The organism is Methanimicrococcus blatticola (assembly GCF_004363215.1).
In the GTDB taxonomy this organism is placed as follows: domain Archaea; phylum Halobacteriota; class Methanosarcinia; order Methanosarcinales; family Methanosarcinaceae; genus Methanimicrococcus; species Methanimicrococcus blatticola.
The window spans coordinates 179,868-203,160 of the sequence record NZ_SNYS01000005.1 but is presented as its reverse complement, the minus strand read 5'-3'; the positions used below and the strand labels follow the sequence as shown (position 1 = coordinate 203,160).

General features: G+C 41.5%; 24 protein-coding genes. 16 read left to right on the top strand and 8 right to left on the bottom strand.

Annotated features, from left to right (window positions below):
- Positions 1–8 precede the first annotated feature (8 nt).
- The 8 genes from smc to C7391_RS00985 all read left to right on the top strand — a co-directional run bounded on the left by smc (position 9) and on the right by C7391_RS00985 (position 8,792).
- Complete coding sequence (gene smc, locus C7391_RS01020; RefSeq protein WP_133516684.1) at positions 9–3,542, top strand: chromosome segregation protein SMC; 3,534 nt, start codon at positions 9–11, stop codon at positions 3,540–3,542.
- The gene (locus tag C7391_RS01015; RefSeq protein ID WP_133516683.1) at positions 3,539–4,441 is read left to right on the top strand and encodes a segregation/condensation protein A; all 903 of its coding nucleotides are present in this window, start codon (positions 3,539–3,541) and stop codon (positions 4,439–4,441) included. Before smc ends, C7391_RS01015 begins: the two co-directional genes overlap by 4 nt.
- Before the next feature lie 29 nt (positions 4,442–4,470).
- The gene (gene scpB, locus C7391_RS01010) at positions 4,471–5,673 is read left to right on the top strand and encodes an SMC-Scp complex subunit ScpB (RefSeq protein ID WP_166627344.1); all 1,203 of its coding nucleotides are present in this window, start codon (positions 4,471–4,473) and stop codon (positions 5,671–5,673) included.
- 592 nt (positions 5,674–6,265) lie between these two features.
- Positions 6,266–6,604, top strand: coding sequence for a hypothetical protein (locus C7391_RS01005; protein ID WP_133516681.1), 339 nt, complete (start codon positions 6,266–6,268; stop codon positions 6,602–6,604).
- Between the two features lie 48 nt (positions 6,605–6,652).
- On the top strand, positions 6,653–6,907 hold the full coding sequence (locus tag C7391_RS01000; protein ID WP_133516680.1) for a hypothetical protein: 255 nt from the start codon (positions 6,653–6,655) through the stop codon (positions 6,905–6,907).
- Positions 6,908–7,130: 223 nt separating this feature from the next.
- Positions 7,131–7,676 (top strand): class IV adenylate cyclase, encoded by a 546-nt coding sequence (cyaB, locus tag C7391_RS00995; RefSeq protein ID WP_133516679.1) that lies wholly within the window; start codon positions 7,131–7,133, stop codon positions 7,674–7,676.
- 43 nt (positions 7,677–7,719) lie between these two features.
- A complete protein-coding gene (locus C7391_RS00990) occupies positions 7,720–8,139 on the top strand; it encodes a hypothetical protein (RefSeq protein ID WP_133516678.1) in 420 nt (139 codons plus the stop codon).
- Between the two features lie 275 nt (positions 8,140–8,414).
- Entirely contained in the window at positions 8,415–8,792 is a 378-nt protein-coding gene (locus C7391_RS00985) for a hypothetical protein (RefSeq protein WP_166627343.1), read from the top strand.
- 19 nt (positions 8,793–8,811) lie between these two features.
- Here the strand turns inward: C7391_RS00985 and C7391_RS00980 are convergent, their stop codons facing one another.
- Positions 8,812–9,138 carry a hypothetical protein gene (locus C7391_RS00980; protein WP_133516676.1) on the bottom strand — a complete coding sequence of 109 codons (327 nt, stop codon included), beginning with the start codon at positions 9,136–9,138 and terminating at the stop codon, positions 8,812–8,814.
- A gap of 402 nt (positions 9,139–9,540) precedes the next feature.
- Here C7391_RS00980 and C7391_RS00975 point away from each other — a divergent pair, with 402 nt between their 5' ends.
- Both C7391_RS00975 and C7391_RS00970 read left to right on the top strand, forming a co-directional pair.
- Entirely contained in the window at positions 9,541–10,404 is an 864-nt protein-coding gene (locus C7391_RS00975) for a CBS domain-containing protein (RefSeq protein ID WP_133516675.1), read from the top strand.
- Positions 10,405–10,527: 123 nt separating this feature from the next.
- The gene (locus tag C7391_RS00970; RefSeq protein ID WP_133516674.1) at positions 10,528–11,226 is read left to right on the top strand and encodes a 2,5-diamino-6-(ribosylamino)-4(3H)-pyrimidinone 5'-phosphate reductase; all 699 of its coding nucleotides are present in this window, start codon (positions 10,528–10,530) and stop codon (positions 11,224–11,226) included.
- Positions 11,227–11,807: 581 nt separating this feature from the next.
- Here the strand turns inward: C7391_RS00970 and C7391_RS00965 are convergent.
- The gene (locus C7391_RS00965; RefSeq protein ID WP_317852536.1) at positions 11,808–13,238 is read right to left on the bottom strand and encodes an AIR synthase-related protein; all 1,431 of its coding nucleotides are present in this window, start codon (positions 13,236–13,238) and stop codon (positions 11,808–11,810) included.
- Positions 13,239–13,951: 713 nt separating this feature from the next.
- Here C7391_RS00965 and C7391_RS00960 point away from each other — a divergent pair.
- From C7391_RS00960 to C7391_RS00950, 4 genes are all read left to right on the top strand, one after another.
- Positions 13,952–14,218, top strand: coding sequence for a FeoA family protein (locus C7391_RS00960; RefSeq protein WP_133516673.1), 267 nt, complete (start codon positions 13,952–13,954; stop codon positions 14,216–14,218).
- A 2-nt stretch (positions 14,219–14,220) separates the two neighbouring features.
- Positions 14,221–16,212 (top strand): ferrous iron transport protein B, encoded by a 1,992-nt coding sequence (gene feoB, locus C7391_RS00955; protein WP_133516672.1) that lies wholly within the window; start codon positions 14,221–14,223, stop codon positions 16,210–16,212.
- 170 nt (positions 16,213–16,382) lie between these two features.
- A complete protein-coding gene (locus C7391_RS08545; RefSeq protein WP_263295290.1) occupies positions 16,383–16,517 on the top strand; it encodes a hypothetical protein in 135 nt (44 codons plus the stop codon).
- A 2-nt stretch (positions 16,518–16,519) separates the two neighbouring features.
- The gene (locus C7391_RS00950) at positions 16,520–16,732 is read left to right on the top strand and encodes a FeoB-associated Cys-rich membrane protein (RefSeq protein ID WP_133516671.1); all 213 of its coding nucleotides are present in this window, start codon (positions 16,520–16,522) and stop codon (positions 16,730–16,732) included.
- Positions 16,733–17,119: 387 nt separating this feature from the next.
- Here C7391_RS00950 and C7391_RS00945 read toward each other — a convergent pair whose 3' ends face one another.
- On the bottom strand, positions 17,120–17,422 hold the full coding sequence (locus tag C7391_RS00945; RefSeq protein ID WP_133516670.1) for a hypothetical protein: 303 nt from the start codon (positions 17,420–17,422) through the stop codon (positions 17,120–17,122).
- A 368-nt stretch (positions 17,423–17,790) separates the two neighbouring features.
- Positions 17,791–18,147 carry a winged helix-turn-helix transcriptional regulator gene (locus tag C7391_RS00940; RefSeq protein ID WP_133516669.1) on the bottom strand — a complete coding sequence of 119 codons (357 nt, stop codon included), beginning with the start codon at positions 18,145–18,147 and terminating at the stop codon, positions 17,791–17,793.
- 173 nt (positions 18,148–18,320) lie between these two features.
- Here C7391_RS00940 and hcp point away from each other — a divergent pair, with 173 nt between their 5' ends.
- Positions 18,321–19,976: a hydroxylamine reductase gene (hcp, locus tag C7391_RS00935; protein ID WP_133516668.1), complete on the top strand. Its 1,656-nt coding sequence runs from the start codon at positions 18,321–18,323 to the stop codon at positions 19,974–19,976.
- A 416-nt stretch (positions 19,977–20,392) separates the two neighbouring features.
- Positions 20,393–20,728: a CGGC domain-containing protein gene (locus C7391_RS00930; protein ID WP_133516667.1), complete on the top strand. Its 336-nt coding sequence runs from the start codon at positions 20,393–20,395 to the stop codon at positions 20,726–20,728.
- 45 nt (positions 20,729–20,773) lie between these two features.
- Here the strand turns inward: C7391_RS00930 and C7391_RS00925 are convergent, their stop codons facing one another.
- From C7391_RS00925 to C7391_RS00910, 4 genes are all read right to left on the bottom strand, one after another.
- Positions 20,774–21,526, bottom strand: coding sequence for an epoxyqueuosine reductase (locus tag C7391_RS00925; RefSeq protein WP_133516666.1), 753 nt, complete (start codon positions 21,524–21,526; stop codon positions 20,774–20,776).
- Positions 21,523–22,098 (bottom strand): DNA-3-methyladenine glycosylase, encoded by a 576-nt coding sequence (locus C7391_RS00920; RefSeq protein ID WP_133516665.1) that lies wholly within the window; start codon positions 22,096–22,098, stop codon positions 21,523–21,525. Before C7391_RS00920 ends, C7391_RS00925 begins: the two co-directional genes overlap by 4 nt.
- Before the next feature lie 110 nt (positions 22,099–22,208).
- The gene (locus C7391_RS00915; RefSeq protein WP_133516664.1) at positions 22,209–22,796 is read right to left on the bottom strand and encodes a hypothetical protein; all 588 of its coding nucleotides are present in this window, start codon (positions 22,794–22,796) and stop codon (positions 22,209–22,211) included.
- Between the two features lie 99 nt (positions 22,797–22,895).
- Positions 22,896–23,126 carry a hypothetical protein gene (locus tag C7391_RS00910; RefSeq protein WP_133516663.1) on the bottom strand — a complete coding sequence of 77 codons (231 nt, stop codon included), beginning with the start codon at positions 23,124–23,126 and terminating at the stop codon, positions 22,896–22,898.
- Positions 23,127–23,293: the final 167 nt, after the last annotated feature.

Below are 23,293 nucleotides of genomic sequence, written 5' to 3'. Positions count from 1 at the left end.
ATAAATAAGTGTTTATAAAAGAAATTGAATTTGTCAACTTTAAATCCTTCGGGAAACGGGTAAAGATACCGTTTTATGAGGGATTTACGGCAATCTCGGGACCCAACGGCAGCGGAAAATCCAATATTATTGACGGGATCCTTTTCGCGCTCGGCTTGTCCGGTTCCAAAACCATGCGCGCCGAAAAATTGACGGATTTAATTTTCAACGATGCAAAATCCAAACAGCCCGAATTCGCTCAAGTCACGATTACTTTTGACAATTCCGACAGAAAAGCGCCCGTTGAAGCGGATGAGTTCGAAATTTCCCGAAAAATTAAACAAACCAAATCCGGTTATTACAGCTATTTTTATTTCAACGGCAAGGCCGTGAGTTTGACGGAAGTTCATGAATTGCTCGGCAAAGCCGGCGTGACGCCTGAAGGGTATAACGTGGTTATGCAGGGCGACATTTCTCAAATTACCGCGAAGATGAGCCCGACCGAACGCCGCAAAATCATTGATGAAATCGCCGGCGTTTCAGAGTTTGATGAAAAGAAACAAAAATCGTTGGCTGAACTTGATATTGTCAAAGAGCAAATCGAAAAAATTGATATTATCGTTGAAGAAGTTAAAGCCCAATTGGAACGCTTGTCATCGGAAAGAGAACACGCGATGAAATACAGAACGCTTCGCGAACAGAAGCAGAAGTATGAAGGGTATTTGATTTTATCCAAATTAAAAGACGCCAAAACAGAATTGGTCAATGTCGAAAATGAAATCTTAAAATACGAAACGCTCGCCGCGGAAACGGAAGAGAAGATTAAAGAGCGCGAAGCCGAGCAGGCAGAAGCGGAAACCGAATTAAACGCGCTGAATGTGGAAATCCGCCAAAAAGGCGAAGATGAGCAAATCCGCATCAAGACGGAAATCGAAGAAATCAAAGGTCAGATCTCACGCGCCAGGGAAAGCATCGGCGTGTTAGAGCGTGAAGAAAATAGTTTTGAATCCAAACGCCGCGACCTTTTTATTAAAATCGACGGGCGCAAGAAGGAAATCGAAGAACATGACAGCGCGCTTGCCGAAGAAAAAAGAAAAGAAGACGTCGTTTTAAAAGAACAGTCCGACAGAAATACGGAAAAAGTCGTTTTGGCATCCAAAATCGCGGCCATTGATAAAAAATTCGCGGAACAGACATCGGTCTCCAACAAAAAGAGAGAAGAATTGGAAGAGCTCAAAAATGAGAAAAACCAGCTCATTCGCGATGAAGACCGCTTAACAGACGGATTGCGCCGCAAAGCCTCGGAAATCAAAGACATTGAAGATGAAATTACCGAAGCCAAGGACAATGCGAAAAACGCGGAAAGCGATACGAAAGTCGCGGAATATGAAATTTCAAAATTACAGGATGAAGCCGATAAACTCAAAAAAGACATTGACGACTTGGAATCCGCTCATAAACGCATGTCAGATGAGAAGAAACAATTAGAAACAGGCGTTTCCGATAAAGAGCGGGAATTCGGCGTTATTGAAGCGCGTGTCCGTGCAACCGAAGTGGGCAGCACTTATTCTCACGCGGTTGAAGAAATTCTCAAAGCCTCCAAACGCGAAGAATTATACGGCATTATCGGCGCGGTCGCCAATTTGGGACGCGCGGATCAGGAATACGCAAAAGCGCTTGAGATTGCGGCCGGCGGCAAAATGCAGGCCATTCTTGTTGAAACGGATGCTGACGCGGAACACGCAATCAATTATCTGAAGCGCAAGAATCTCGGGCGCGCAACGTTTTTGCCGCTGAATAAAATGGAGCAGCGCAGACATTTGCAGGACTTGAGCCATATTCCCGGTTTTGTCGGTTACGCGGTCGATTTGATTGATTATGAACCGGAATACGAACCGGCTTTCTGGTATGTTTTCAGAGATACCGTTATTATTGATACGCTTGAAAACGCGCGCCGTTCTCTTGGAAGACACAGAATGGTGACGCTTGACGGCGATACGCTTGAAAAGAGCGGCGCGATGATTGGCGGATCAACCGCGCAGAAATCACGCATTTCATTTGCAGCGTCTGAGCGTGATCGGTTGGATACGCTCGGCAATGAAATCCGTGCCGTTTACGTGAAGCGCGGTGAATTGATTAACAAATTGGATGATTTGGATACCAAAATCAGCACCGCAACCAAAAGAATTACCGCGATTACGAATGAAATTTCAAAAATGGAAATGCGCATTGAAGAAATTAAAGACCGTGAAAGCCGCCTTTCTGAAATTCTGGATGCCAAACAGAGCAGTTTGGACGCGCTCGGCGTTGAACGCGAGCAGCTGAAAAAGGAAATGAATGAAGTTATTGAAAAGCGCCTTGCCAAAGAAGAGATTCAAAAGGAGCTTGAAGCGGAAATTCAAAAGATTGAAGCTGAACTCAACAATCCCGAATTGGAAGAATTCCGCAGAAAAGCGCAGCGCATTGACGATGAAATCCAGCGTTTGAAAGAGCGTCTCGGCGACATCAAATCCGATATGAACGCGATTGAGCTTGCCAAGCAGCACGCTGAAGAAGTGATTAACGAAACAAAAGCGGAAATCGAAGAGCTGGAAGAAAAGAAACGCACCGGTAAAGATAACATCGCCGCGCTTCAAACCGAAATTGACGGGTTTGAAGAACAGAAAAAAGCGAATGAAGCGCGCGAACTTGAGATTACAAACGAATTAAAAGAACTTCGTGAGAGAAGAGAAGCTTTGGAACAAAAAGCGGACGACGCGCGCAAGAAATCCGAAAAGATCCGCTTCTCTTATGAAGAAGTCAAACGCCACAAAGACGCTTGTTTCCTCACGAAACAAACGCTTGAAAAGCAATACATTGATTTGTCCGCTGAAGTCAGAGACCGCGGTTTGGATGAAGCCGGCGCTGACGAAGATATTCCCTCTTATCAAACCGTTTACATTACAATTGAATCCTTGGAAAAGGAAATGCAGGCCTTAGAGCCGGTCAACATGCGCGCCATTGAAGAATATGACGCGGTAAATGAGCGGCAGGAAGAATTGGTCGGCCGCCGCGATACGCTGTTTAATGAGCGTGAAGAATTGCTGACGCGTATCGACCAATACGAAAAATTAAAGCGTGACACGTTTATGGAAGCGTACAACGGTATTAATGAAAATTTCACGCAGGTGTTCTTCGAATTGGCCGACGGTCACGGTGAGTTGATTTTAGAAAATCCGAATGATCCGTTTGCCGGCGGCATGACGCTTCACGCGCAGCCCAAGGGCAAAAATATTTTGCGTTTGGAAGCCATGTCAGGCGGCGAAAAAAGTTTAACCGCCCTTGCGTTTATCATCGCAATTCAGGGATACAGGCCGGCGCCGTTCTATGTTTTCGATGAAGTCGATCAGAACCTGGACGGCTGGAATGTGGAAAGAGTCGCCGAGCGTGTTGAAAAGTCGGCGAAAGTCGCGCAGTTTATTGTGATTTCTCTTCGTAAACCGATGCTGGAACAGTCTGACAGAATCATCGGTGTCACGCAGCTTGAAGGAAATACCAGCATCACAGGAGTTAAATCCCCATGAGCTCTGAAATCGACTCAATTATAAATGATGACGGATTAGATGCATCCGACAGTAAATCCGGCGATTTTATGAAAAACGAAAATGCAAAATCTTATTTTATTGATTCCCTCGGTGACAGCTTAACCGAAAGCGGTATTGACGTGGAGGCACTGGACTTTGCCTCTTTCATCGGCAACGAACCGATTGAAATTCTTGTCGAGCTTGCCAAAAACGGCAAAATCGATCCGTGGAACATTGATATTGTTCATGTCACAGATACATTCCTCAACAAAATTGAAGAACTTCAGCAAATGGATCTTCGAATTTCGGGCCGCACGCTTCTTTATTCTTGTGTTTTGCTCCGTATGAAATCCACCGGTTTGTTTGTGGAAGAAGAAGAAATTTTAGAAGACCTTTATGAGGAAGAAGAGAATTATGAAGAAGAGTTCGATATCAACGAATTCAATATGCCGCTTCTCCCGGTCAGAAGATCTGCGCGCCGTCCCGTGACGCTTAAAGAATTGATTGACGAGCTGAAAAAGGCGGAAAAAGATGTTGTCAAAAGAAGAGAACATATGCGGGCAGAAAGTTCCCGCCGCTACATTGACGTTGAATTGACAACGGAAGATGTGATGAACATCGCGCACGATGAAGCGATTTTGAAAAGAACGGGAACGCTGGCAGATTTATTAAGGGAATTCTTCAAGAAACAAGAATATGTCACGCTGGAAGATATTTTCAAACTCGACGGCGCGGACAGAATTATGGATTATATTACGCTTTTGTTCCTGGCGGCAATGAAGGAAATCATGCTTTATCAGGAAAAAATTTACGAAACGCTTTACATTTATCCGTTTGACGCTGCCTTTTTAGACAAAGTATCAGACATGCCTGAAACACCGGAGAAATACGGTGAATAAAAACATTTGATTTGAATCTGATGAGTATTATGACAGAGGAAAACACTGCAAAACAAATTATTGAAGCCGCCTTATTTGCTGCCGGCAGCACGGTGACGGCAGAAACTCTGATGAAAATTTCAGGTCTTTCCAAGAAGGAAATTACGCGTCTTGTCGCTGAATTAAAGGATGATTATGCGGCGCGCGGATCGGGCATTGAAATCGCTGATTTGGCCGGTCGTTTTGTGATGCAGATTAAACCGGAATTTGCGGAAAAAGTCAAAGATGTCGCCCCGAAAGAACTGACATCACCGCAGTTGAAAACACTTTCAATTATTGCTTATCATCAACCGATTACAAAAGCGGAAGTCGTTGAAATGCGCGGCGGAAACGCGTATGATCATATCAACGAACTTTATGAGCGCGGCTTAATCGATCTTAAACCGCACGGCCGTACGAAGATGATGACAACCACTAAATTATTTGCCGAATATTTCGGAATCGCGTCGAATGATTCAGCGGATGTCAGAAATAAAATGGTTGAAATTTACCGCGCGCAAGGCGGACAAAGCGACATTTCAAGCTTCGCGTCCCGAAAAAGATTGGCGGTTACTGAAATGTATGAATCGCTGATGCGTATGTGCGGCATTACGAATTATAAAGTTGTGAATCCTTATCAGCCGTCTGAAAATGACTTGCAGATCTTGGAAGAAACCGATGTTTTGGTGATGGCAAAAGGCTACGCAGATAAACTCAGGGAAAACAATCCGCCATACGGCGGCACCGTTTTAGAAATGTCGTCAACCACGTTCAGTGATTTGATTGAAGATATTCATCTGATTGAAAAAGAACTCGGCGAAGACTTTACGCGCTTCGGAAAATTATCCAAAAAAGAAGAAAATCTCAACGATTTAAAAGAGCTTCAGGAAATTTACCGCAACAAAGCGTTAATGGTGAAATCCAAAGCCAGTCCCGCAACCGAAATGTCGGCCAAAATTCTCGGTGAACTCGGGATCGGACTTTCTGTTGACGGTGTTGTCGTCTCTCCGGATTACGGCACATCCGGCAGCGGCAAAAAGGTCAAGAAAGGCGAGGTGTCTTTCCCGACGCATAAAAGCCAGTCCGGTAATTTGATTAAACGCGTTTGTGAAAAATATGATGCCGTGATTGGCGGGCTTCGTGAAATCGATAAATCCGAAAAAGCCGACGGTAAAAAAGAACAAAAAAAGGATGATGAAATTCAATCAGAATAAGGCGTTAAAGCCTTATTTTGATTCTTTTTACTTATTTTACTTTAATTTCATTTTAGTTTCTTTTTTTCTTTTAATTTCTTTTTTAGTTTTCTTTTTTCTCTTTTCATTTTTTATTTTTAATATCTTTTAATTTTGATTTCAGTTTTTAATTTTATTTAATTTTTATTTTTTTTAATTTTTATTTTTTAATTTCAATTTTTATTTTTTAAATTAAACTGTTTTTTAAATTATAGCTGGTATTTAAAAAATTGATTCTGAAATCAAATATTTTCATGGAAAATATTTTCGAATGTGGGACGAAGCGTGCACTTTTTATGTGAGTTCTCTTGAAAAACAGCAACTATGTCATTTATATCATTAATAATAAAGTAGAATCTCTTTCAATTCTGTTTTTGAAATGATATACGACTATTGAATTGTAATTATTTTTATAATAACAAATATAACCAAATAGAAGAAGTTGTATATTTAGATTCATTAGCTATCTATAGACATACTGAAAATTTTAACAAACTATAGCTTTGAGCGATTAATCTATATAGATGAACGAACGAGATTTAATTGATGGGACTAAATTACAGGGAGTTACATCATGACATTCGTTGGTAAAAACAGCAAATCAATTATTCGCGTGGTTGTTGTATTGATGTTGGCAACAGGTTTGTGTTTTTCAAGCACTGCTACTGCCAGAGAAATAAACGACGGAACAAATGAATCAGAATATGAATCAGAATATATTCAAACAAACAGGGAGAACGAAGAAAATCAAGACGATGAATATGAAATAACAAATTATTATACACAAAATGTTTACTTCACGGAAGACGAGCAGCGGTATGTTGTCGTTTATCCGGATAACTCATATGTTTCCTTAACACGGAATGAAAACGCAGAAAATAAATCAAAAAAAGAAGTTTGTCAATTTTTGTAGGATGATTTAACAGATCAAAACATTTACATTCCAAATGAATACGTCTGTGTGAATTATGCGTCAGATTTGACAGCCGCTGCCGAACAAAAAGGCATTAAATGCGGTTTCCTGCTGCTGACTTTTGGTGAGAATACAACAAGTCACACCTTGAATGTTTTCGCGTTGGAAGACGGGCAAACCATGTACGTTGACATGACAGGGTCGACGAACAAATCCGGGGTTGACCGTTATTTCTTTGAGTTGAATCTCGGGGAAGACTATGAAAAAATGGGAATGATATACAATATGTATGAATTCTGGTAATATCGAACAATTAAAGTGAGGGAAATTCATTTCGACGACAAACCCGACGAAATGAATTTCAGCACTATGCTTCGATTCTCCTCTTTGACTTTTCTCTTTTTACTTCTCTCTTTGATTTTCTCTTTGATTTTCTCTTTGATTTTCTCTTTGATTTTCTCTTTGCTCCTTTTCCTCGATTCTTTTTCAATAATTTATTTAATCTGTGAATACCTTTTTTGGATATATGTACGAAGTTGAAGTCAAAATTAAAGTCCCGCATGCTGAAATTAAGAAAGATTTGATTGAATGCGGCGCGGTTTTTTCAGGAACAGAAGAACAGAAAGATACTTATTTCAATTCACATGAACGCGATTTTTCAAAAACGGATGAAGCTCTTCGAATACGGTCTGTCAACGGCGAAGGGGAAATCACATACAAAGGAAAGAAAATTGATACGATTTCAAAAACACGTCCGGAATATAACAGCCCGGTTGATGCCGGCGAAATGAAGGAAATCCTTCTCGCGCTCGGTTATTTTGTGTCGGGCGCGGTGAACAAACGCCGCGAGATTTACACATGGAATGATTTTATTATCGGTTTTGACAGCGTCGAAGGGCTCGGAGAATTTGTTGAAGTTGAAAGTAATTTAAGAGACGCTGCCGATAAAACGGAAATCAAAAATGAAATTGACCGCATTTTTGAATTTTTAGGAAAATACGGTTTATCTGAAAAGGATTCCATCACAGATTCCTATTTGGAAATGGTTCTAAAAGCAGAAGGATTAATTTGAATAAAAGATATTTTAGGATTGAATGAATCGGAGAACGTTTTAAATGAAAGGGAAAAGAAAACTTTTGTTCGGCATTTTTTTATGTTTGGTTTTGACTGCGACCGCGTTTGGTTGTTTGGGCGCGAAAGAATATATTATCGAAGGAAAGATTATGGCGGAAGACGGATCTCAGCCTTTTGATAATTCTAAAATTTATATTGAATTGGTTGACATGACTGATTCTGAAAATCGTGTCACTATGGAACAAATGATACTCGAAAACGGTTCCAAAGCGAATTACACATACAAGATGACTCATACTCACACGCTGAACCCGAAAGGAATCTACACAATTACCGCACTGGTCGACATGGACGGAGACGGAAATGCCACCGAAGGCGATTATGTTTCCAAAACAATATTCCGTCTGGAGCCGAATATGATCGAACAGCCGTTTGATATTTACGTTTACCCGTATGAGTAAACTCTTCGAAAAACGAAAACGAACAGCAAATTAAAATAAAAAACGACTCACTTTTCTTTTTTCATTTTTTCAAAAACAAATAGCAGCAGAACTGATAACTAAATCCGAATCAACCGACCGCTAATTTTCGTTTTCGAATGAAATGAGAAAACGGAAATTTGCGGATTCGTACCCGGCCGATACAGCAAAAAACGAAAACAGTTTCTCAACTTAACTCCATCTATTTACATCTGTTTTGTATTAATGCCTCCACTCTGCTGCGCCTGCCTATATTGTTGCTCCTGTCTGCTCTGCTGCGTCTGTTTTTGCTGCTGCGCCGGTTTGCTTTGCTGTGTCTGTTTTTGCTGCTGCGCCGGTTTGCTTTGCTGTGTCTGTTTTTGCTGCTGCGTGCATCCGCTCTTTCTTATCACATCCGTTCGCTTCGCGAACGTGGGTACTGTTACCTTGCCGGTTTGCTTGCCGCCGCTACCTTGCTGTTTCTGTTTGCCGCCGCTACCTTACCGTTTCTGTTCGCTGTTATCTTGCCGACACCGCTGCCACTCACAACATCACGCCGCCGGCCGCAACAATCACCGGATTTTAGTAAATTCAAAAAAACGAATTTCTGCTTTATGTTTTTTAAAAAAGAATGTAAATTTTTGGAAATATGTTGAAAATGGAGTAATATTTGAATTACTCATCCTCTTCATTATTCTTTTCTTCTTTTACGCTGACGTCTGATCCTTCCGTCGTTTTTGCTCTTTCGTTTAAGATTGTGTTTTGAAGAATCTGAACGCTCGGGATGAGCGCGATGATGAAACCGACCATTGATGCGATTTTTGCAACGGCGTAGATGCGTTCCTGTTTTTGAAAGTCGTCTGCCGGGAGGTCTTTATCCTTTAAATTAGATTTTGCGGAATATGCAAAAACGGTGCCGGCAGCAAAGATAATCAAACCGATTGCAACCAGGACATAAAACTTTTTGTTTGAAAAAACTGAAACGGGGGAATTTTCTGACATTAATCTCTAATTATTTATGAATGATTATAAACATTTGCAAGACTTCAAGTGAATTCGTTTTTAATCTTTTTGATTTGTTAAGCGGTTAAATCAATCAAAACCAACAAAACCAATCAAAATCAATCTAAACCAACTAAAATCTATTTCAACCAACTAAAATCAATCTAAATCAGCCAAAACCAACTAAAATCAATTAACTTTAATTAAAATCAATCGAAGTCAATCAAACCAATCGGATTTATATTACAGGAACGCCTCTGTCAGAGACAACACTTATTTATCTCTGTATCCTATTCTAATGGTAAAATTGGATTTATATTCATTTTTTAATATTAAATTAGGATTACAATACGATTTTGGTAATATTCTACAAATAAAAACCCTTTACGGCGCGTGTAAAAAATGGCTTCAAATATTCCGAATGTTGAAGAGATCATGGTCAAAAATGTGGCCAGTGCAACGCTTCCCGGCTCAAGAGATGAAGTTTTGAGTATCCTCAAAGACAAAAAAGTCTCGGGTGTCCCGGTATTGAAAGATAACAAAGTTGTCGGTATCGTTTCAAGAACAAATATTCTCAAAAACCCGGAAGAAGAACAGCTGGCTTTATTGATGTCCAGAAATCCGATTACAATTCAGGTCGGCGCATCATTAAAAGAAGCGGCCCGCATTCTTTATGAAAAAAACATCCGCCGTTTGCCGGTTGTTGATGAAAATGGCCGCTTGGAAGGTTTAATCACAACGGCTGATGTTATCGGCGCAATTGCAGATTTCGATATTGAAACTCCGGTCGGGGACTTTTTGTCTCCCAACGTGTCTGTTCTTTGGAGTGAAACACCGCTTCCGGTCGTCTCTATTTTAATGGATTTGGCCGATGTGAAAGCGTGCCCGGTCATTGACTCGTCATTGAATTTGGTCGGCATCATTTCCGACAGGGACGTTGTCGGCTCAAGCATTATTGAAGACCGCGTTGAAAAATCAGACATGTCCGCCGGCGACGACGATGACAGCTGGACCTGGGAATCTATGCGCGACACGATGAGCATTTATTACAGCGTTTCCAGCGTGAAACTTCCAAATGATAAATTCGCGAAGGACATCATGGTCTCAGACTTGATTACCGCGACCAAAATTTCAAGCGTCAGCTCCTGCGCCCGCAAGATGAAACGCGCCAGAATCGATCAGATTCCGGTTGTCGGCTCTGACGGAAAGCTGGAAGGCATGTTGCTTGACCGCGATCTTTTGCTTCCGCTCATTCGAATGGAATAAAATAAAAGCAAAAATAAATGAGGTCTCCCCTCATTTTTTTCTTAATTTTTTCATTATTTCTTGCAATTATTTCGGTTTATTCAATTGAATTTCAATATCCGTTTTACTTTTCAGGCGATTTTTATGATTCCTTTTTCTGAGCGTCCTTACATTTTTATCAATTCGGCGATGTCGGCTGACGGCAAATTATCGACTTTTGAACGCAAACAGGTTAAAATTTCAGGCAAGGCTGATTTTGACCGCGTGGATACGCTGCGCGCGGGAACGGATGCGATTATGGTCGGTATCGGAACGGTTTTAGCGGATAATCCGAGTTTGACCGTCAAATCGGAACAAAGACGATTGGAACGCACCGCTGCCGGAAAAGAAGAAAATCCGATTCGTGTTATCGTTGACAGCAACGCAAGAACGCCGATTGATGCTGACATTTTCAAGAAAGGAAAAGGCAGAAAAATTATTGTCGTTTCTGAGTCGGCGCAAAAAGAGAAAACGGCTGCTCTTTCAAAAATGCCCGATACCAAAATTATTGTTGCAGGGTCTGATCGCGTCAATCTTGAAGAAATGGCTGTCTTGCTCAAAAAAGAAGGAATTAACCGATTGATGGTCGAAGGCGGCGCAACGCTCAATTACGGCTTGATTTCCGTCGGTTTAGTTGATGAATTAATGATTTTTGTCGGCAACCTGATTATCGGCGGCAAAACCGCGCCGACATTCGCAGACGGCGACGGCTTTTCCGAAGGTCAAATCCGGCGGTTGACACTGGAATCGGCAGAAAAAATCGAAGACGGAATTTTGTTGACTTGGAAAATGAAGAGCGAATAAAAACCGAATGACAAAAAATGTCAAACAAATGAAAATACAAAGCTACCGCCTCCAACGACGCGTTTCCGAGCAAAGCGAGGAAAGAAGGCGTTGGAGATTCGGACTCATTCGTTGAATAAACAACATAAACAGACTATCGCGAGTTAAAGTCAACAGTACCTATTTTTTAAAAATGCAGTGGAATAAGCCGCATTTTTCAATTTTTGCTCGCGTCGCTCACAAAAACCGAAAATTGCGGTCGTACTTGAACTTTTCTTTAATTATAACAAAAACAAACATCGTTTTTCATATTTTCAATAACTCGAACGCTCTTTAAAACTCAAATTAAAACAACCCAATTTTTATTTGGGTTTTAGACAGCGTTCGTTTTTCATTTTTGAGAAAAACGATGTTTGGATTTCAAACCTAAATTATTGAAAACCCAAAGTAACCGCCTCCAACGACGCGTTTCACGAGCAAAGCGAGTGAAAGAAGGCGTTGGAGATTCTTCCCTTTCGTTTATATTAACCAACAAAATCTGCTATTTTATGTAATTTTACCGGCTGGATTGGTTATTGAAAACAGCGAAAAAAATTCGTATTTTATCCTTTTCTGTTTCGAATTCTCTTCACAATTCTTTCTTTCTTTTCAATCGCCGCATCCGCTGCCGCATCAATTCCTTTTTTCATTCCATCAAAATCCGGCGGTGTTTTTTCGCCGATTGCTTTTTTCAGCGGCGTGTAAGCGGCTTCTCTAAACATCGGTTTGAATTCTTTTTCAACGCCGCCGACAATCAGCGCCGTATCAAATTTGCCGGCTTGTTTTTCTTCAACACGCCCGACGACATACATTTTAACGCCGGCGGTTTTTATTGTTTGGATAACCGGATCGGCAATTTCGGGCGGACAAATGACAAGAAGCGAATCAATCGAAACGCCTCTGAAATCAATTTCCAGCGTTTGAAACATTTCTAAAACGGTCGGCTCAACGCATTGGAGCAATGCGTCGTCATCAAAAACAAGGCGGACATCAGCTTCTTTTGATATTTCATAAGCGTCGCCGCGAACGCCGCCGTTTGTTACATCCGTCATTACATGAATTTGTGTCTGCCATTTCTCTTCAGAATCCAAAAGGGCCTGCACGGCAATCAAAAAATCAATGTTTAATGTTTTGTCAACAACTGCCGCCGCTTTTTCATATCCCGAATAAATGGCGGCTGTTGTCACCGTTCCGCCGCCGGTTCCTTCAGTCATTAGGATTAAATCTCCGGGCGCGGCTTTGTTTCGCGCCGTCAAACTGTTTTGATTGACAGCACCGACTGCGCCGACACACCCTGTCATCCGCTCGCCGATGACCATGTCGCCGCCGATTCGAAGTGTGCTTCCGGTGACAAGCGGAATTCCGGACAACTCTGAAACCGCGGCAATGCCTGCCAAATGGTCAAAAATCATGGCGGTATCCCCGTCGTCAGCGACATGAATGTCTGAAAGCATCGCCGACGGTTTTGCGCCCATCACGTAAATGTCGCGAAGCGCCGCTTTTGCAACGTGAAATCCGGCAAGAAACGGAAACGCGCTGAGTCGGGAGTGCATCCCATCAACGGTGACGACCAAATAGTCCTGATCCTTTTCAAGAGTGACAACGCCCGAATCATCCAAATTGGATGAATCCAAAACGGCCGTCGTTTTTCCGATGACATGGCCGATTTTTTCATGAACATAAAAATCGCCGGCGCCGCGGGAACCGACTCCGAATTCTCCCATGGATGCGCCGCTTTTTTGATATTCAAAAACGTCGCCTTTAACAGCAAGCGCCGCTTCCGCTTCTTTAAGAACGGCGGCGGCAAAAATCTCCGCTTCCTCGTCTCCGATCTTTTTATTTTTAAATTCAATAATCTTTTCTTTCAATTTTGCCTGCGCATCCTTTTCATTATTTATAATCAAATGCGCGGCGTATCCTTCTAAATCCATTTTAAACCTGCTGACGTTGAATGAATTGATATTGATGTCTTTTTCATTTATTAATTGACTCATTCATCAACTCATTCGTCAACTCATTCATCAACTCATTCATCAACTCATTCGTCAATTCATTCGTCAATTCCATTCATTAACTCACTCATTAATTCATCCTTTAATGCCGCGCCTTTGAAATGATTCGGAATTTTTCAAAAAATGACTTCTTTTTTATTGACAATTTTGATTGTTTTCGAATACATTTTTGTTTGGCGAATTATTCCAAAAACGGTGTCAATTTGCTTCGTTTAGGATGTCTAATCTCTTTCAACTGTCCGAAAACTATTCGTTTTTTCATTCAACAGATTTATATACTTTTATGTTTGATTAAGGATTGTTTTCGTCTAAACGAAATAATTTGAATGAATGAAAAATGATATGTTCAAATCAAAAATTATTGCCTCTCAGAAAACCCTCTCTTCATGACATTAATTTTTGTTCAGTTTTCATTTTTTGTTTGTTCGACTTATTTCAAACCGGTTAAAATCTCTGATTTTTTCCGACCTAAAATATGTGAGAAAACGAATGACACAATCATTTGTGTCTCATTCAATCATTTCAAAAACAAAAACGTATAATCCACCCAAAAAACTTGAAAGCAGATAACTCCGAAAAAAAGTAAACCGGTTTGTTCACAAGCCGGTTTCTTTTCTTCAACAATTCTAAATATAAGTCTGGTTTCGTTGTAATTATTATTCTTATAAATTCTTATCAAAAATAAGTGATTGGCAATGGCAAGTACATTAAATCAAATCAAGCCGGGATGTTCCTGTAAAGTCGTGAACATCGGCGGCAATAATATTTTGAAAAATCGCCTGCTTTGTATGGGCGTCACCCCCGGTACCGTGGTTGAAGTTGTAAAAGTGGCTCCGCTCGGAGATCCGATGGAACTTAAAATCCGCAACTATAATCTGTCCATTCGCAAGAAAGAAGCATCAAGCATCTTTGTTGAAGACAACGCGGCAAACACAAAAAATTCCGGCTCGGAGGTCATTTAAACATGGCAGATCTCGCGAAATACACAATTGCGCTTGCAGGCAACCCGAACAGCGGTAAAACAACTCTTTTTAACCGATTAACCAAATCCAACCAAAAAGTCGGAAATTGGCCTGGTGTGACCATCGAAAAGAAAGTCGGTAATTATACCAAAACAAAACCCGGCACCGAAGACAAAGAAATCGTCAACGTTGTCGATCTTCCCGGTATCTATTCTTTAACACCCTATTCCGAAGAAGAAATCATCGCCCGCAATTATATTGTGGACGAAAATCCCGACTTGGTTATCAACATTATTGATGCTTCAAACCTGGAGCGCAATCTCTATTTAACTTTCCAGCTCAAAAAATTGGGCTGCCCGATGATAATCGCGCTCAACATGATGGACGAAGTGGAGCAAAACGGCACAAAAATCGATTTCGACAAAATGTCTGAAATGCTCGGTGTTCCCATCATTCCGATTTCTGCCATTGAAGGCAAAAGTTTCTCGGCAAAAGTGGCTAAACTGATGGGTTACAAATCCTCAAAAATCGCTGAAGGCGGCATTGAGCGTTTGATTGGAAAAGCCAATGATATTTTAGATCACAGTTTCAAATATTTCGGGGACAATCCTGAAGCTATTCCCGCTTCCGGTCAGAAAGAACCGATTTCATCCGAGTCTTTTGAAAAGAAAAAATTTGATCCGTCACTTTTGAAACACGCTGACAATATTGATTATGATGAACACTCCGCCGAAATTTACTCTGAAATCGAAAAAATCGTTTCAGCAACCGTTCGCGAAGGGGAAAAACAAGTTCAGCACGACCGTACTAAAAAAATCGACGGCATTTTAACAAACAAATGGCTCGGCATTCCGATTTTCTTAGTTGTCATGTTTGTCGTTTTCCAACTTTCATTTACAGTCGGCGGTATTTTTACTGATCTCATTGATGTTTTCTTCAATGAAACACTGGCCGGATTTGTTGAAGAATGGTTTACCGCTGCCGGAACTTCCGATTGGATGACCGATCTTGTCATTAACGGTATTATTGCCGGTGTCGGCGGTGTTTTGACATTCGTTCCTCAGATTTTCATTCTTTTCGTGTTCCTCACGCTCATGGAAGATACAGGCTACATGTCCCGTGTCGCTTTCTTGCTTGACCGCATTTTTACAAAAATCGGACTTTCCGGCAAGAGTTTCATTCCGTTGATTCTCGGTTTCGGCTGTTCCGTTCCCGCCGTCATGGCCGCAAGAACACTTGACAATGAAATGGACCGCAAAACTACCATTTTCATTACACCGTTCATGTCATGCGGTGCACGTCTTCCGATTTACGCAATGTTCGTCGGCGTGTTCTTCTCCGCATACTACGGTTTGACCATGTTGTTCCTTTACGTGCTCGGTATTCTCGTTGCCATCGGCTCCGCCTGGCTCTTAAAGAAAACAATCTTTAAAGGTCCGTCTTCCCCGTTCATTATGGAACTCCCGCCATACCGTTTCCCTGACTTGTATACTTATGCAAAACACATCTGGGAAAAGACACGCGGATTCGTTATCCGGGCCGGTACAATCATCTTCTTGGCATCCGTTCTGATTTGGTTCTTGCAGGGCTATGATTTCTCATTCAGCGCTGTTGAAGACTCGGCTGAAAGTATTTTGGGAATTGTCGGAACGGCGATTGCGCCGATCTTTGAGCCGCTCGGATTCGGTGACTGGCGCGCAGCAATGTCGCTCTTTACAGGTTTCATCGCCAAAGAAGCAGTCGTTTCAACGATTGAAATCTTATACACGCCCGAAGACTTTGAAATGCTCTTCACACCGGTTGTTGCTCTCGCCTTCATGGTGTTCACATTGCTTTACCTGCCTTGTTTGGCAGCATTTGCAACAATTAAGCGTGAACTCAACAGCTGGAAATTGTCAATTCTCGCAGCAGCCTATCAAACGGCAATCGCTTACATTGCAGCATTTATTGTCTACCGTATCGGACTTCTTGTCGTTGAATCCGGTATTCTTTGAATGCTTTTGAATCTTTAAAATAAATGTTCGCTTCCCGATTCAATTCGGGAAGTTCTCATTTATCCGGTTATGGTCAAAGAACTCAAAAATAAAAAACAAAAAACAAACTCACAAACAAACTTAAAAACAACTCATAAATAACTCAAAAACAAAAATTCAGGAGATTTTAAATGACAGGAATTCATGTCAATCAGGCCGGTTTTTCCGGTATTCATCTCAGTGATATCCGTTTTGAAGGCATTCACCTCGGCGGCATTCATCTCAATGAAATCATTTCTCTCGTCGCGTTCAACCCGGAGGTCTGAAGATGGTCGACATTGTTTCTCTTCTTCCGCAGCTTTTGGTTTACGCGCTTCTCATATTCGCGGCGTTCATTCTTTTCCGCCAGATTCGCAAGTTCATGAAAGGCGAGACCGGATGCGCAGGCTGCTCCACAGGCGGCTGTTCAAAGTCAACCGGCGGCAGTTGCTGCGGCGGCTCATCACATAAAAAAGATGAATTGAAAACCATCAAACGATAATTAAATGATAGTCGAACGATAATCAAAATATAATCGATTGGCCTTTTGATTATTTTTCAATATTTCATATTTCAATTTATTTTTATTCACTTTATTCCAAATCTGATTGTTTCAAAAATCAAATCTCAAGATGATCTAAACGATTGTTTTATTCGGCTGCCGCCGTTTAAAGCAACACGATTGCCGGTTTTTGCAGTTTTATCACGTCGCCAATCCGGAACTGCGATTTCCGAGCAACATCAACTCGGAAGGAAACAAAAATCTTTACAGCCACCTCTCAAAAGTGTTTTTGTTTTCTTCCGATTTCTTTTTTGTTTTAATCTCTTTTCAAAACAAAATGTTCTGTCTCCTCTAATCAAAACAGGGCTGCGTTTATTTCAAATTACATTAAAGTCGGGGTTTTGCGGGCGGCGGCGCGGCAGCAAAGCGGAAACGGCAAGGTGGCGGCAGCAAAGCAGAAACAGCGAGGTAGCAACGGCAAGCAGAAACGGTAAGGTAGCAACGGCAAGCAGAAACGGTAAGGTAGCAGCGGCAAGCAGAAACGGTAAGGTAGCAGCGGCAAGCAGAATCGTAAGGTAGCAGCGGCAAGCAGAAACGGTAAGGTAGCAGCGGCAAGCAGAACCGTAAGGTAGCAGCGGCAAGCAGAACCGTAAGGTAACAGCGGCAAGCAGAACCGAAAGGTAGCAGCATCACGTTCGCGAAGCGAACGGCTGTGATAAAATAGGGCAGATGAACGCAACAGCGCCGACACACGCAATAAATTAAATGTACGTAGCAAAACAAAAGCAAATCAATCAAATTGAAAGCAGTTTTTCATCTTTGCTGTATCGGCTGGGTACGAATCCGCAAATTTCCGATTCCTCACTCCGCTTCGCTCCGTTCAGAATCGAAAATTAGCGGGTGGTTGATTCGGGTTTCATTTGCGTTCTGCCGTGATTCGTTTTTGAAAAAATAAAAATTAATTCGTTTTTTGTTTGTCGAGTTAATCGGCTTATTATGGTTTTATGATTTGTGATTTATGATTTTGTGATTTATGATTTTGTGATATGGTTTTGTGGTTATGCTTTACATTCGATGCAAAGCGTTCTGCGGCAGGCTTCATTGTTGACAATCCATTTGTGTCCCCACTCTTTTAATGATTGGACAATTTCTACCAATTCTTTTCCGCTGTCTGTCAGCGCGTATTCGCATTTGACGGGGAATGATGTGGAATCAACGGTTTTTGTGATTAATCCTTCTTGTTCCATTTCTTTGAGGCGGGCAGATAATGTTTTGGGCGTGATGTCGTTTAATTGGCTTTTCAGTTCGTTAAAGCGTTTGTCGCACATGTTTCCTTTGTACAGTTCATGGAGAATGCAAAGCGTCCATTTCTTGCCGACCAAGTCCATTATTTTGTAAATTGTACAATCTTTCATAGTATCCGATATGAAACTTTCTACTATTTAAATGAATATCATCTTTGTATTTAGTATCTCAAAGATATTGTTCATCTTCGATTGTTTTTGAATCGTTTTGAGCATAATAACTGAGAGCAATACGGAAAACGTATGAAAGCTAATAAAAAAAGTGAAAAATGAGAGGGAAAAAAATGTTTTGTTATCAATGTGAAGAAACGATGAACGGCACAGGTTGTACGATGAACGGCATGTGCGGAAAAAAAGGCGACGTCGCCGTTCTTCAAGACCGTTTGATTTACGCGCTGAAGGGCTATGCTTTCTGCAACAGTCGCGGCCGCACAAAAGACTGCAACGACTCCGACTTCGGACCGTTTGTCATGGAAGCTTTGTTTTCAACACTGACAAATGTCAATTTCGACGCTGCGTATTTTGAACAAATGATTCAAGAAACAATCAAGAGACGAGATGTTGTTCGAAATGCCGTTCACAACGGCGCGCCGCCCGGCCCCCATGCGCCCAATGCCGCTGTCATTACTTATGAAGAGTTAATGACAAAAACAGCGGAAGAAATCGGTATCCTGTCTATCGAAAATGTCGATGTCCGTTCTCTTCGGGAAACACTCATCTATGGGTTGAAGGGGATTTCTGCTTACGGAATTCACGCTTTAATTTTAAATTCTGAAAGCGATGAAATTTATCAATTTATTGAAAAGGCACTTGTGTCAACAATCGAAGATTCACCGCTTGAAAAGCCAAATGTGGATCAAATGGTTGCGCTTTTGATGGAATGCGGCAGCATCGGCGTCAAAATCATGTCCATGCTGGACACAGCCAACACAGGCACTTACGGCAGTCCCGTCCCGACTGCGGTCTCAACAGGCGTCGGTCAAAAGCCCGGAATCTTAATCAGCGGTCACGATTTGAAAGATTTGGAAATGCTTTTGGAACAAACCAAAGGAACGGGCGTCGACATTTACACGCACGGCGAAATGCTTCCGGCAAACGCTTATCCGTTCTTCCAAAAATACGATCATCTGGTCGGCAATTACGGCAATGCTTGGTGGCAGCAGAAATCGGAATTCGAAAGTTTCAACGGTCCGATTTTAATGACAACAAACTGTCTCGTTCCCCCCAAAGACACTTACATCGACCGTTTGTTTACAACAAACATGGTCGGCTGGTCTGACGGAACTGTTTCAGCCAAACACATTCCGGCAAATTCAGACGGCAGCAAGGATTTCTCAGAAATCATCGCGCTTGCAAAGACATGCGCTGCGCCGAAAGAAATTGAAAACGGAACAGTCATGACCGGATTTGCGCATGACGCGGTTTTATCGGTTGCCGATAAAGTTGTCAGCGCTGTTCAGTCCGGCGACATTCAAAAATTTGTCGTGATGGCCGGCTGTGACGGACGCCGCAAAGAACGCGAATATTATTCTGATTTCGCGGAGGCACTTCCTGATAACACAATCATTTTAACGGCAGGCTGCGCCAAATACCGTTATAACAAACTGGATCTTGGCGACATCGGCGGCATTCCGCGTGTTTTGGATGCGGGGCAGTGCAACGATTGTTATTCGCTTGTCGTGATTGCGTTAAAACTTGCTGAAGTTTTCGGAGCGGAATCTGTCAACGATTTGCCGCTTGTCTTCAACATCGCATGGTACGAGCAAAAAGCAACGCTTGTCTTTTTGGCGCTTCTCTCTCTGGGCGTTAAAAACATCGTTATCGGCCCCACCCTTCCGGCCTGCTTGTCCCCGACTGTTTTGGACGTGTTGGTTCAAACATTCAACGTCAGCAAGAACACTGATGTCGAATCTGATATGAAGAGATTGATTACGCTCTGAATTTCCGGTTCGATTCATCACAAAACAAACTAAAAACAAAAATAAATCATGCCTAAGAAAAACTGTATCAAAAACGGATAAAACGATCCAACCTTATGTGTAAAACGGACAGTTACACAACAGTACAAACAATACAACAGTACAACACAACAGTACAACAAAACACAACAACCAAAAACAACAACCATCGATCAAAAAACAACAACCAACGATCAAAAACAAATAAGGCGGATGCTTTTAAAGCATCCGTTTTTTATTTCAAAAATTCGATTTGTTTTATTTCAAAGATTCGATTTGTTTTATTTCGAAATTCGATTTGCTTTATTTCAAATTTAATCTGAAACTTTAATCTGCTTTAGCTTTATTATCTATTCATTATTTATTCACATTATTTGTTTTCTTTAACGGGTGACCTTATGCCTCAACAAAAAATCGCAATTATCCGATGCAATATTGTTTCAGAAACGTGTCCCGGTTTTGCTTGCGTTAATTCCTTCTACAACAAAACCGCTTTTTTTCAGGAATATGATGAAACCGACAGTTTAATCGCGGTTTTTACTTGCGGCGGCTGCAGCGGAAGGCGCGTTTCCCGTTTATGTGAATCCATTAAAAAACACGGCGCGACAACCGTTCATTTATCTTCCTGCATGTGTAAGGGAAAAGACGGCGAATATTTATGCCCGCATATTGATTCAATTAAAAAAAGAATTTCAGCCACGGGACTTGAAGTGGTCGAGCGGACGCATCATTGAATATTATTAATCGAGATCGATCTACAGTCTTTAGTTTTTATTATGTTATGGTTTTTTAAAAGAGCATGGCAGGCCGACAACACATTTGCCGCAAATTTCTGATCCGTCATAAATCGCAGCGTTTCGAAGTGTTGTTTCGTAGCATTTATGCCGGTCAAATCTTTCGGTCGTGAGCGCGCCTGAAAAACAGTGTTTGACGCAGACACCGCATTTTTCCTTGCTTTTGTACAAACAATTTTCTTCTTGCAGCGGCGCATTCGCTTCAAATGGGAGGTCCGTTACAATCGTATAATATCTGCCGCAGCAACCGTTTTCTGTTATCAGCATTTGATTGATCCCGAATGTTCCAAGACCGGCGACTTTGGCAATATGACGGTGCGACCATCTGCTTTTTAATACATTTTCATCAAATGAACTCGCATCAGCCGGAAACGCTGCTCTGTGACCTGCGTCTGTTATCAATTGAATCAGCCGATTATTCAATTCCTTTGACAATTTGTAAGTTTCCTGATAAGCTTTTGCCCAACATTCTGAAGCAAGTCCGCCTCCAATGTTGCTTTTTGCAACGCCGGGAATAAACGGCAAGTAGTAAGCGAGAATCACGGTCGGGTCGCTTAAAATTTCTTCAGGCATTCGATGATTTTCGATGACGATTGTTTGAAGAGCGCGGATTTCTGGGTGAAACGCGTCGGCATATCGAATCAACGGCGTTTGCCAAATTCTTGAAATATTATTTCGGCGGCAGTAGTCTTCAATAAATTCTTCTGTTTCCGATTGAATGATTTCTTTGGTAATCATGGCGTCACTTCTTTATTTCTTTTTACACGAACCGTTTTCTTCTGTTTGGCGGCGCTCGGGGCTGTAAATCGCCATTCGATATTTCTGTAATATTCATCGGCATAATCTATTCCGATTCTTTTTCCGGTCACGTAATCGGGAAGCGTTCCGTCATCTTCAATCCAAATTTCATCCGATGCCGTCAAATCAATCGCATTCAATTCTTTTGTAATTTGCATAGCTTTTGTCAGCCGCCCTGGACCGTAATACTCTTCCACGCCGCGAATCAGCGCGGCTTGCGGCTGCTCTTCTTGTCCTGTGACAGCGTTAATGAGGTGGTGAACGCCGTAGCAGAGATAAATGTAAGCGTGACCGCCTTTCATGTACAGCGTTTCCGTTCGTTTGGTTTTACCGGCTTTGGCGTGACAGCCCGTGTCTTCAACGCCGCGGTAGGCCTCTGTTTCGGTGATTCTGTAACGCAGCTCTTCTCCGGTCGGCAGGCGGCGGACAAGAATCTTGCCGATTAAGTCGGGCGCGACATCCAAAACATCGCGGGTGTAAAAATCAGAATCTAATCTTTTCGGGGCGGTCATAAAAATCAAAAGAATAAAAATAAAAAGTAAAACAGAAGCATTTCTTTTTTGCATGTTTATTTTGCATGTTTATGTTGCATATTTATGTTGCATTTTTCTGTTTTGTTTCGTCATTCGGCTTGTTTCTTTTTCATTTCGTTTTCCATGTCAACGATTTTCTGATGCGCGGTTTCGATTTTCTGCTTTTTCTCTTCCTTTTCGTCGAGTTCGTCAGAATCATTTTCGGGTTTGTAGCCCGGGCTGTTTATTTTTTTAAATTCCGCGGGACCGAGTTCTTTGAACTGAGAATATTTGCGTTTTAAGACGCGACTGAAACAAGAAAGGGATTCGCATTTGCTGAAATAGCGCGCGGCAATCAATTCGTAAACCTGCCGCTCTTCTCTTTCGCTGCCAATCACAATGTAAACGGACGGGTAAGTGGCATCAGCAATCTTAAATGTGCCGAAAATTTCAAACCCCTCGTATTTTTTAATAAATTCATCACGATAGAGTGTTTCGTATTCAAGACCGAAATTTGTCATATATTCGGCAACTTCCGGCTTTAACCCTTTCGCGCTGTGCGTCAAGCGGTAAAGCGGGCATTCGATTTTCGAAGGCGTTATACTTCTTTTAAAAAACAGGGAAATTTTACTTTCGAGTTGGCTTTCCACATCAAATATGAAAACCAGCTTCTCATTTTTTTCCGGAGATTCCGTCATTTCTTGATCAAACCTTGTAATAACTGTATAATGATTATCCCTGTAATAAAACTCAACTCTCTTAAAGCTTTTTTCGATACAAAATAAGCAAATAATCCATTATTCGTCAAATATTACTTTTAAAATACGAAAATCGTTATCTTGAATATTTTCAATTCCGATTCCCTCAATTTTTTCGTCAAACGGAATCGGATTTCCTTTGAAAAATAAAAGTGCCGTCTCTTCATTGATTTTCAATTCTTTAAGAATGTCGGCGGCGGTTTTCAAAGTTGCAAAGTCAATTTCTTTGTTTGTTTTGATGCCGTTTTGGTCGAGTTCAATTCTTATCATTGCTGTTTCATTTTTAGGTTCTGATATTTAAACAATTGTTTTTTGATTTTTCATTTTTTCTTTTTGATACTCTCCGTACTTTCTTATTATGTTTTCATCTTTAGATTGCTTCAGCATCTGTTATTTTCTCTAGTCGGTAAATTATTGAGGATTTATTTAACTGGAGT

What these genes read in the sequence shown, in the direction of transcription:
- C7391_RS01015 (WP_133516683.1), top strand. Translation starts at nt 3,539, where the DNA reads ATGAGCTCTGAAATCGACTCAATTATAAATGATGACGGATTAGATGCA.
- scpB (WP_166627344.1), top strand. Translation starts at nt 4,471, where the DNA reads ATGACAGAGGAAAACACTGCAAAACAAATTATTGAAGCCGCCTTATTT.
- C7391_RS01005 (WP_133516681.1), top strand. Translation starts at nt 6,266, where the DNA reads ATGACATTCGTTGGTAAAAACAGCAAATCAATTATTCGCGTGGTTGTT.
- cyaB (WP_133516679.1), top strand. Translation starts at nt 7,131, where the DNA reads ATGTACGAAGTTGAAGTCAAAATTAAAGTCCCGCATGCTGAAATTAAG.
- C7391_RS00990 (WP_133516678.1), top strand. Translation starts at nt 7,720, where the DNA reads ATGAAAGGGAAAAGAAAACTTTTGTTCGGCATTTTTTTATGTTTGGTT.
- C7391_RS00980 (WP_133516676.1), bottom strand. Translation starts at nt 9,138, where the DNA reads ATGTCAGAAAATTCCCCCGTTTCAGTTTTTTCAAACAAAAAGTTTTAT.
- C7391_RS00975 (WP_133516675.1), top strand. Translation starts at nt 9,541, where the DNA reads ATGGCTTCAAATATTCCGAATGTTGAAGAGATCATGGTCAAAAATGTG.
- C7391_RS00970 (WP_133516674.1), top strand. Translation starts at nt 10,528, where the DNA reads ATGATTCCTTTTTCTGAGCGTCCTTACATTTTTATCAATTCGGCGATG.
- C7391_RS00965 (WP_317852536.1), bottom strand. Translation starts at nt 13,238, where the DNA reads ATGAGTCAATTAATAAATGAAAAAGACATCAATATCAATTCATTCAAC.
- C7391_RS00960 (WP_133516673.1), top strand. Translation starts at nt 13,952, where the DNA reads ATGGCAAGTACATTAAATCAAATCAAGCCGGGATGTTCCTGTAAAGTC.
- feoB (WP_133516672.1), top strand. Translation starts at nt 14,221, where the DNA reads ATGGCAGATCTCGCGAAATACACAATTGCGCTTGCAGGCAACCCGAAC.
- C7391_RS08545 (WP_263295290.1), top strand. Translation starts at nt 16,383, where the DNA reads ATGACAGGAATTCATGTCAATCAGGCCGGTTTTTCCGGTATTCATCTC.
- C7391_RS00950 (WP_133516671.1), top strand. Translation starts at nt 16,520, where the DNA reads ATGGTCGACATTGTTTCTCTTCTTCCGCAGCTTTTGGTTTACGCGCTT.
- C7391_RS00945 (WP_133516670.1), bottom strand. Translation starts at nt 17,422, where the DNA reads ATGCTGCTACCTTTCGGTTCTGCTTGCCGCTGTTACCTTACGGTTCTG.
- C7391_RS00940 (WP_133516669.1), bottom strand. Translation starts at nt 18,147, where the DNA reads ATGAAAGATTGTACAATTTACAAAATAATGGACTTGGTCGGCAAGAAA.
- hcp (WP_133516668.1), top strand. Translation starts at nt 18,321, where the DNA reads ATGTTTTGTTATCAATGTGAAGAAACGATGAACGGCACAGGTTGTACG.
- C7391_RS00930 (WP_133516667.1), top strand. Translation starts at nt 20,393, where the DNA reads ATGCCTCAACAAAAAATCGCAATTATCCGATGCAATATTGTTTCAGAA.
- C7391_RS00925 (WP_133516666.1), bottom strand. Translation starts at nt 21,526, where the DNA reads ATGATTACCAAAGAAATCATTCAATCGGAAACAGAAGAATTTATTGAA.
- C7391_RS00920 (WP_133516665.1), bottom strand. Translation starts at nt 22,098, where the DNA reads ATGACCGCCCCGAAAAGATTAGATTCTGATTTTTACACCCGCGATGTT.
- C7391_RS00915 (WP_133516664.1), bottom strand. Translation starts at nt 22,796, where the DNA reads ATGACGGAATCTCCGGAAAAAAATGAGAAGCTGGTTTTCATATTTGAT.
- C7391_RS00910 (WP_133516663.1), bottom strand. Translation starts at nt 23,126, where the DNA reads ATGATAAGAATTGAACTCGACCAAAACGGCATCAAAACAAACAAAGAA.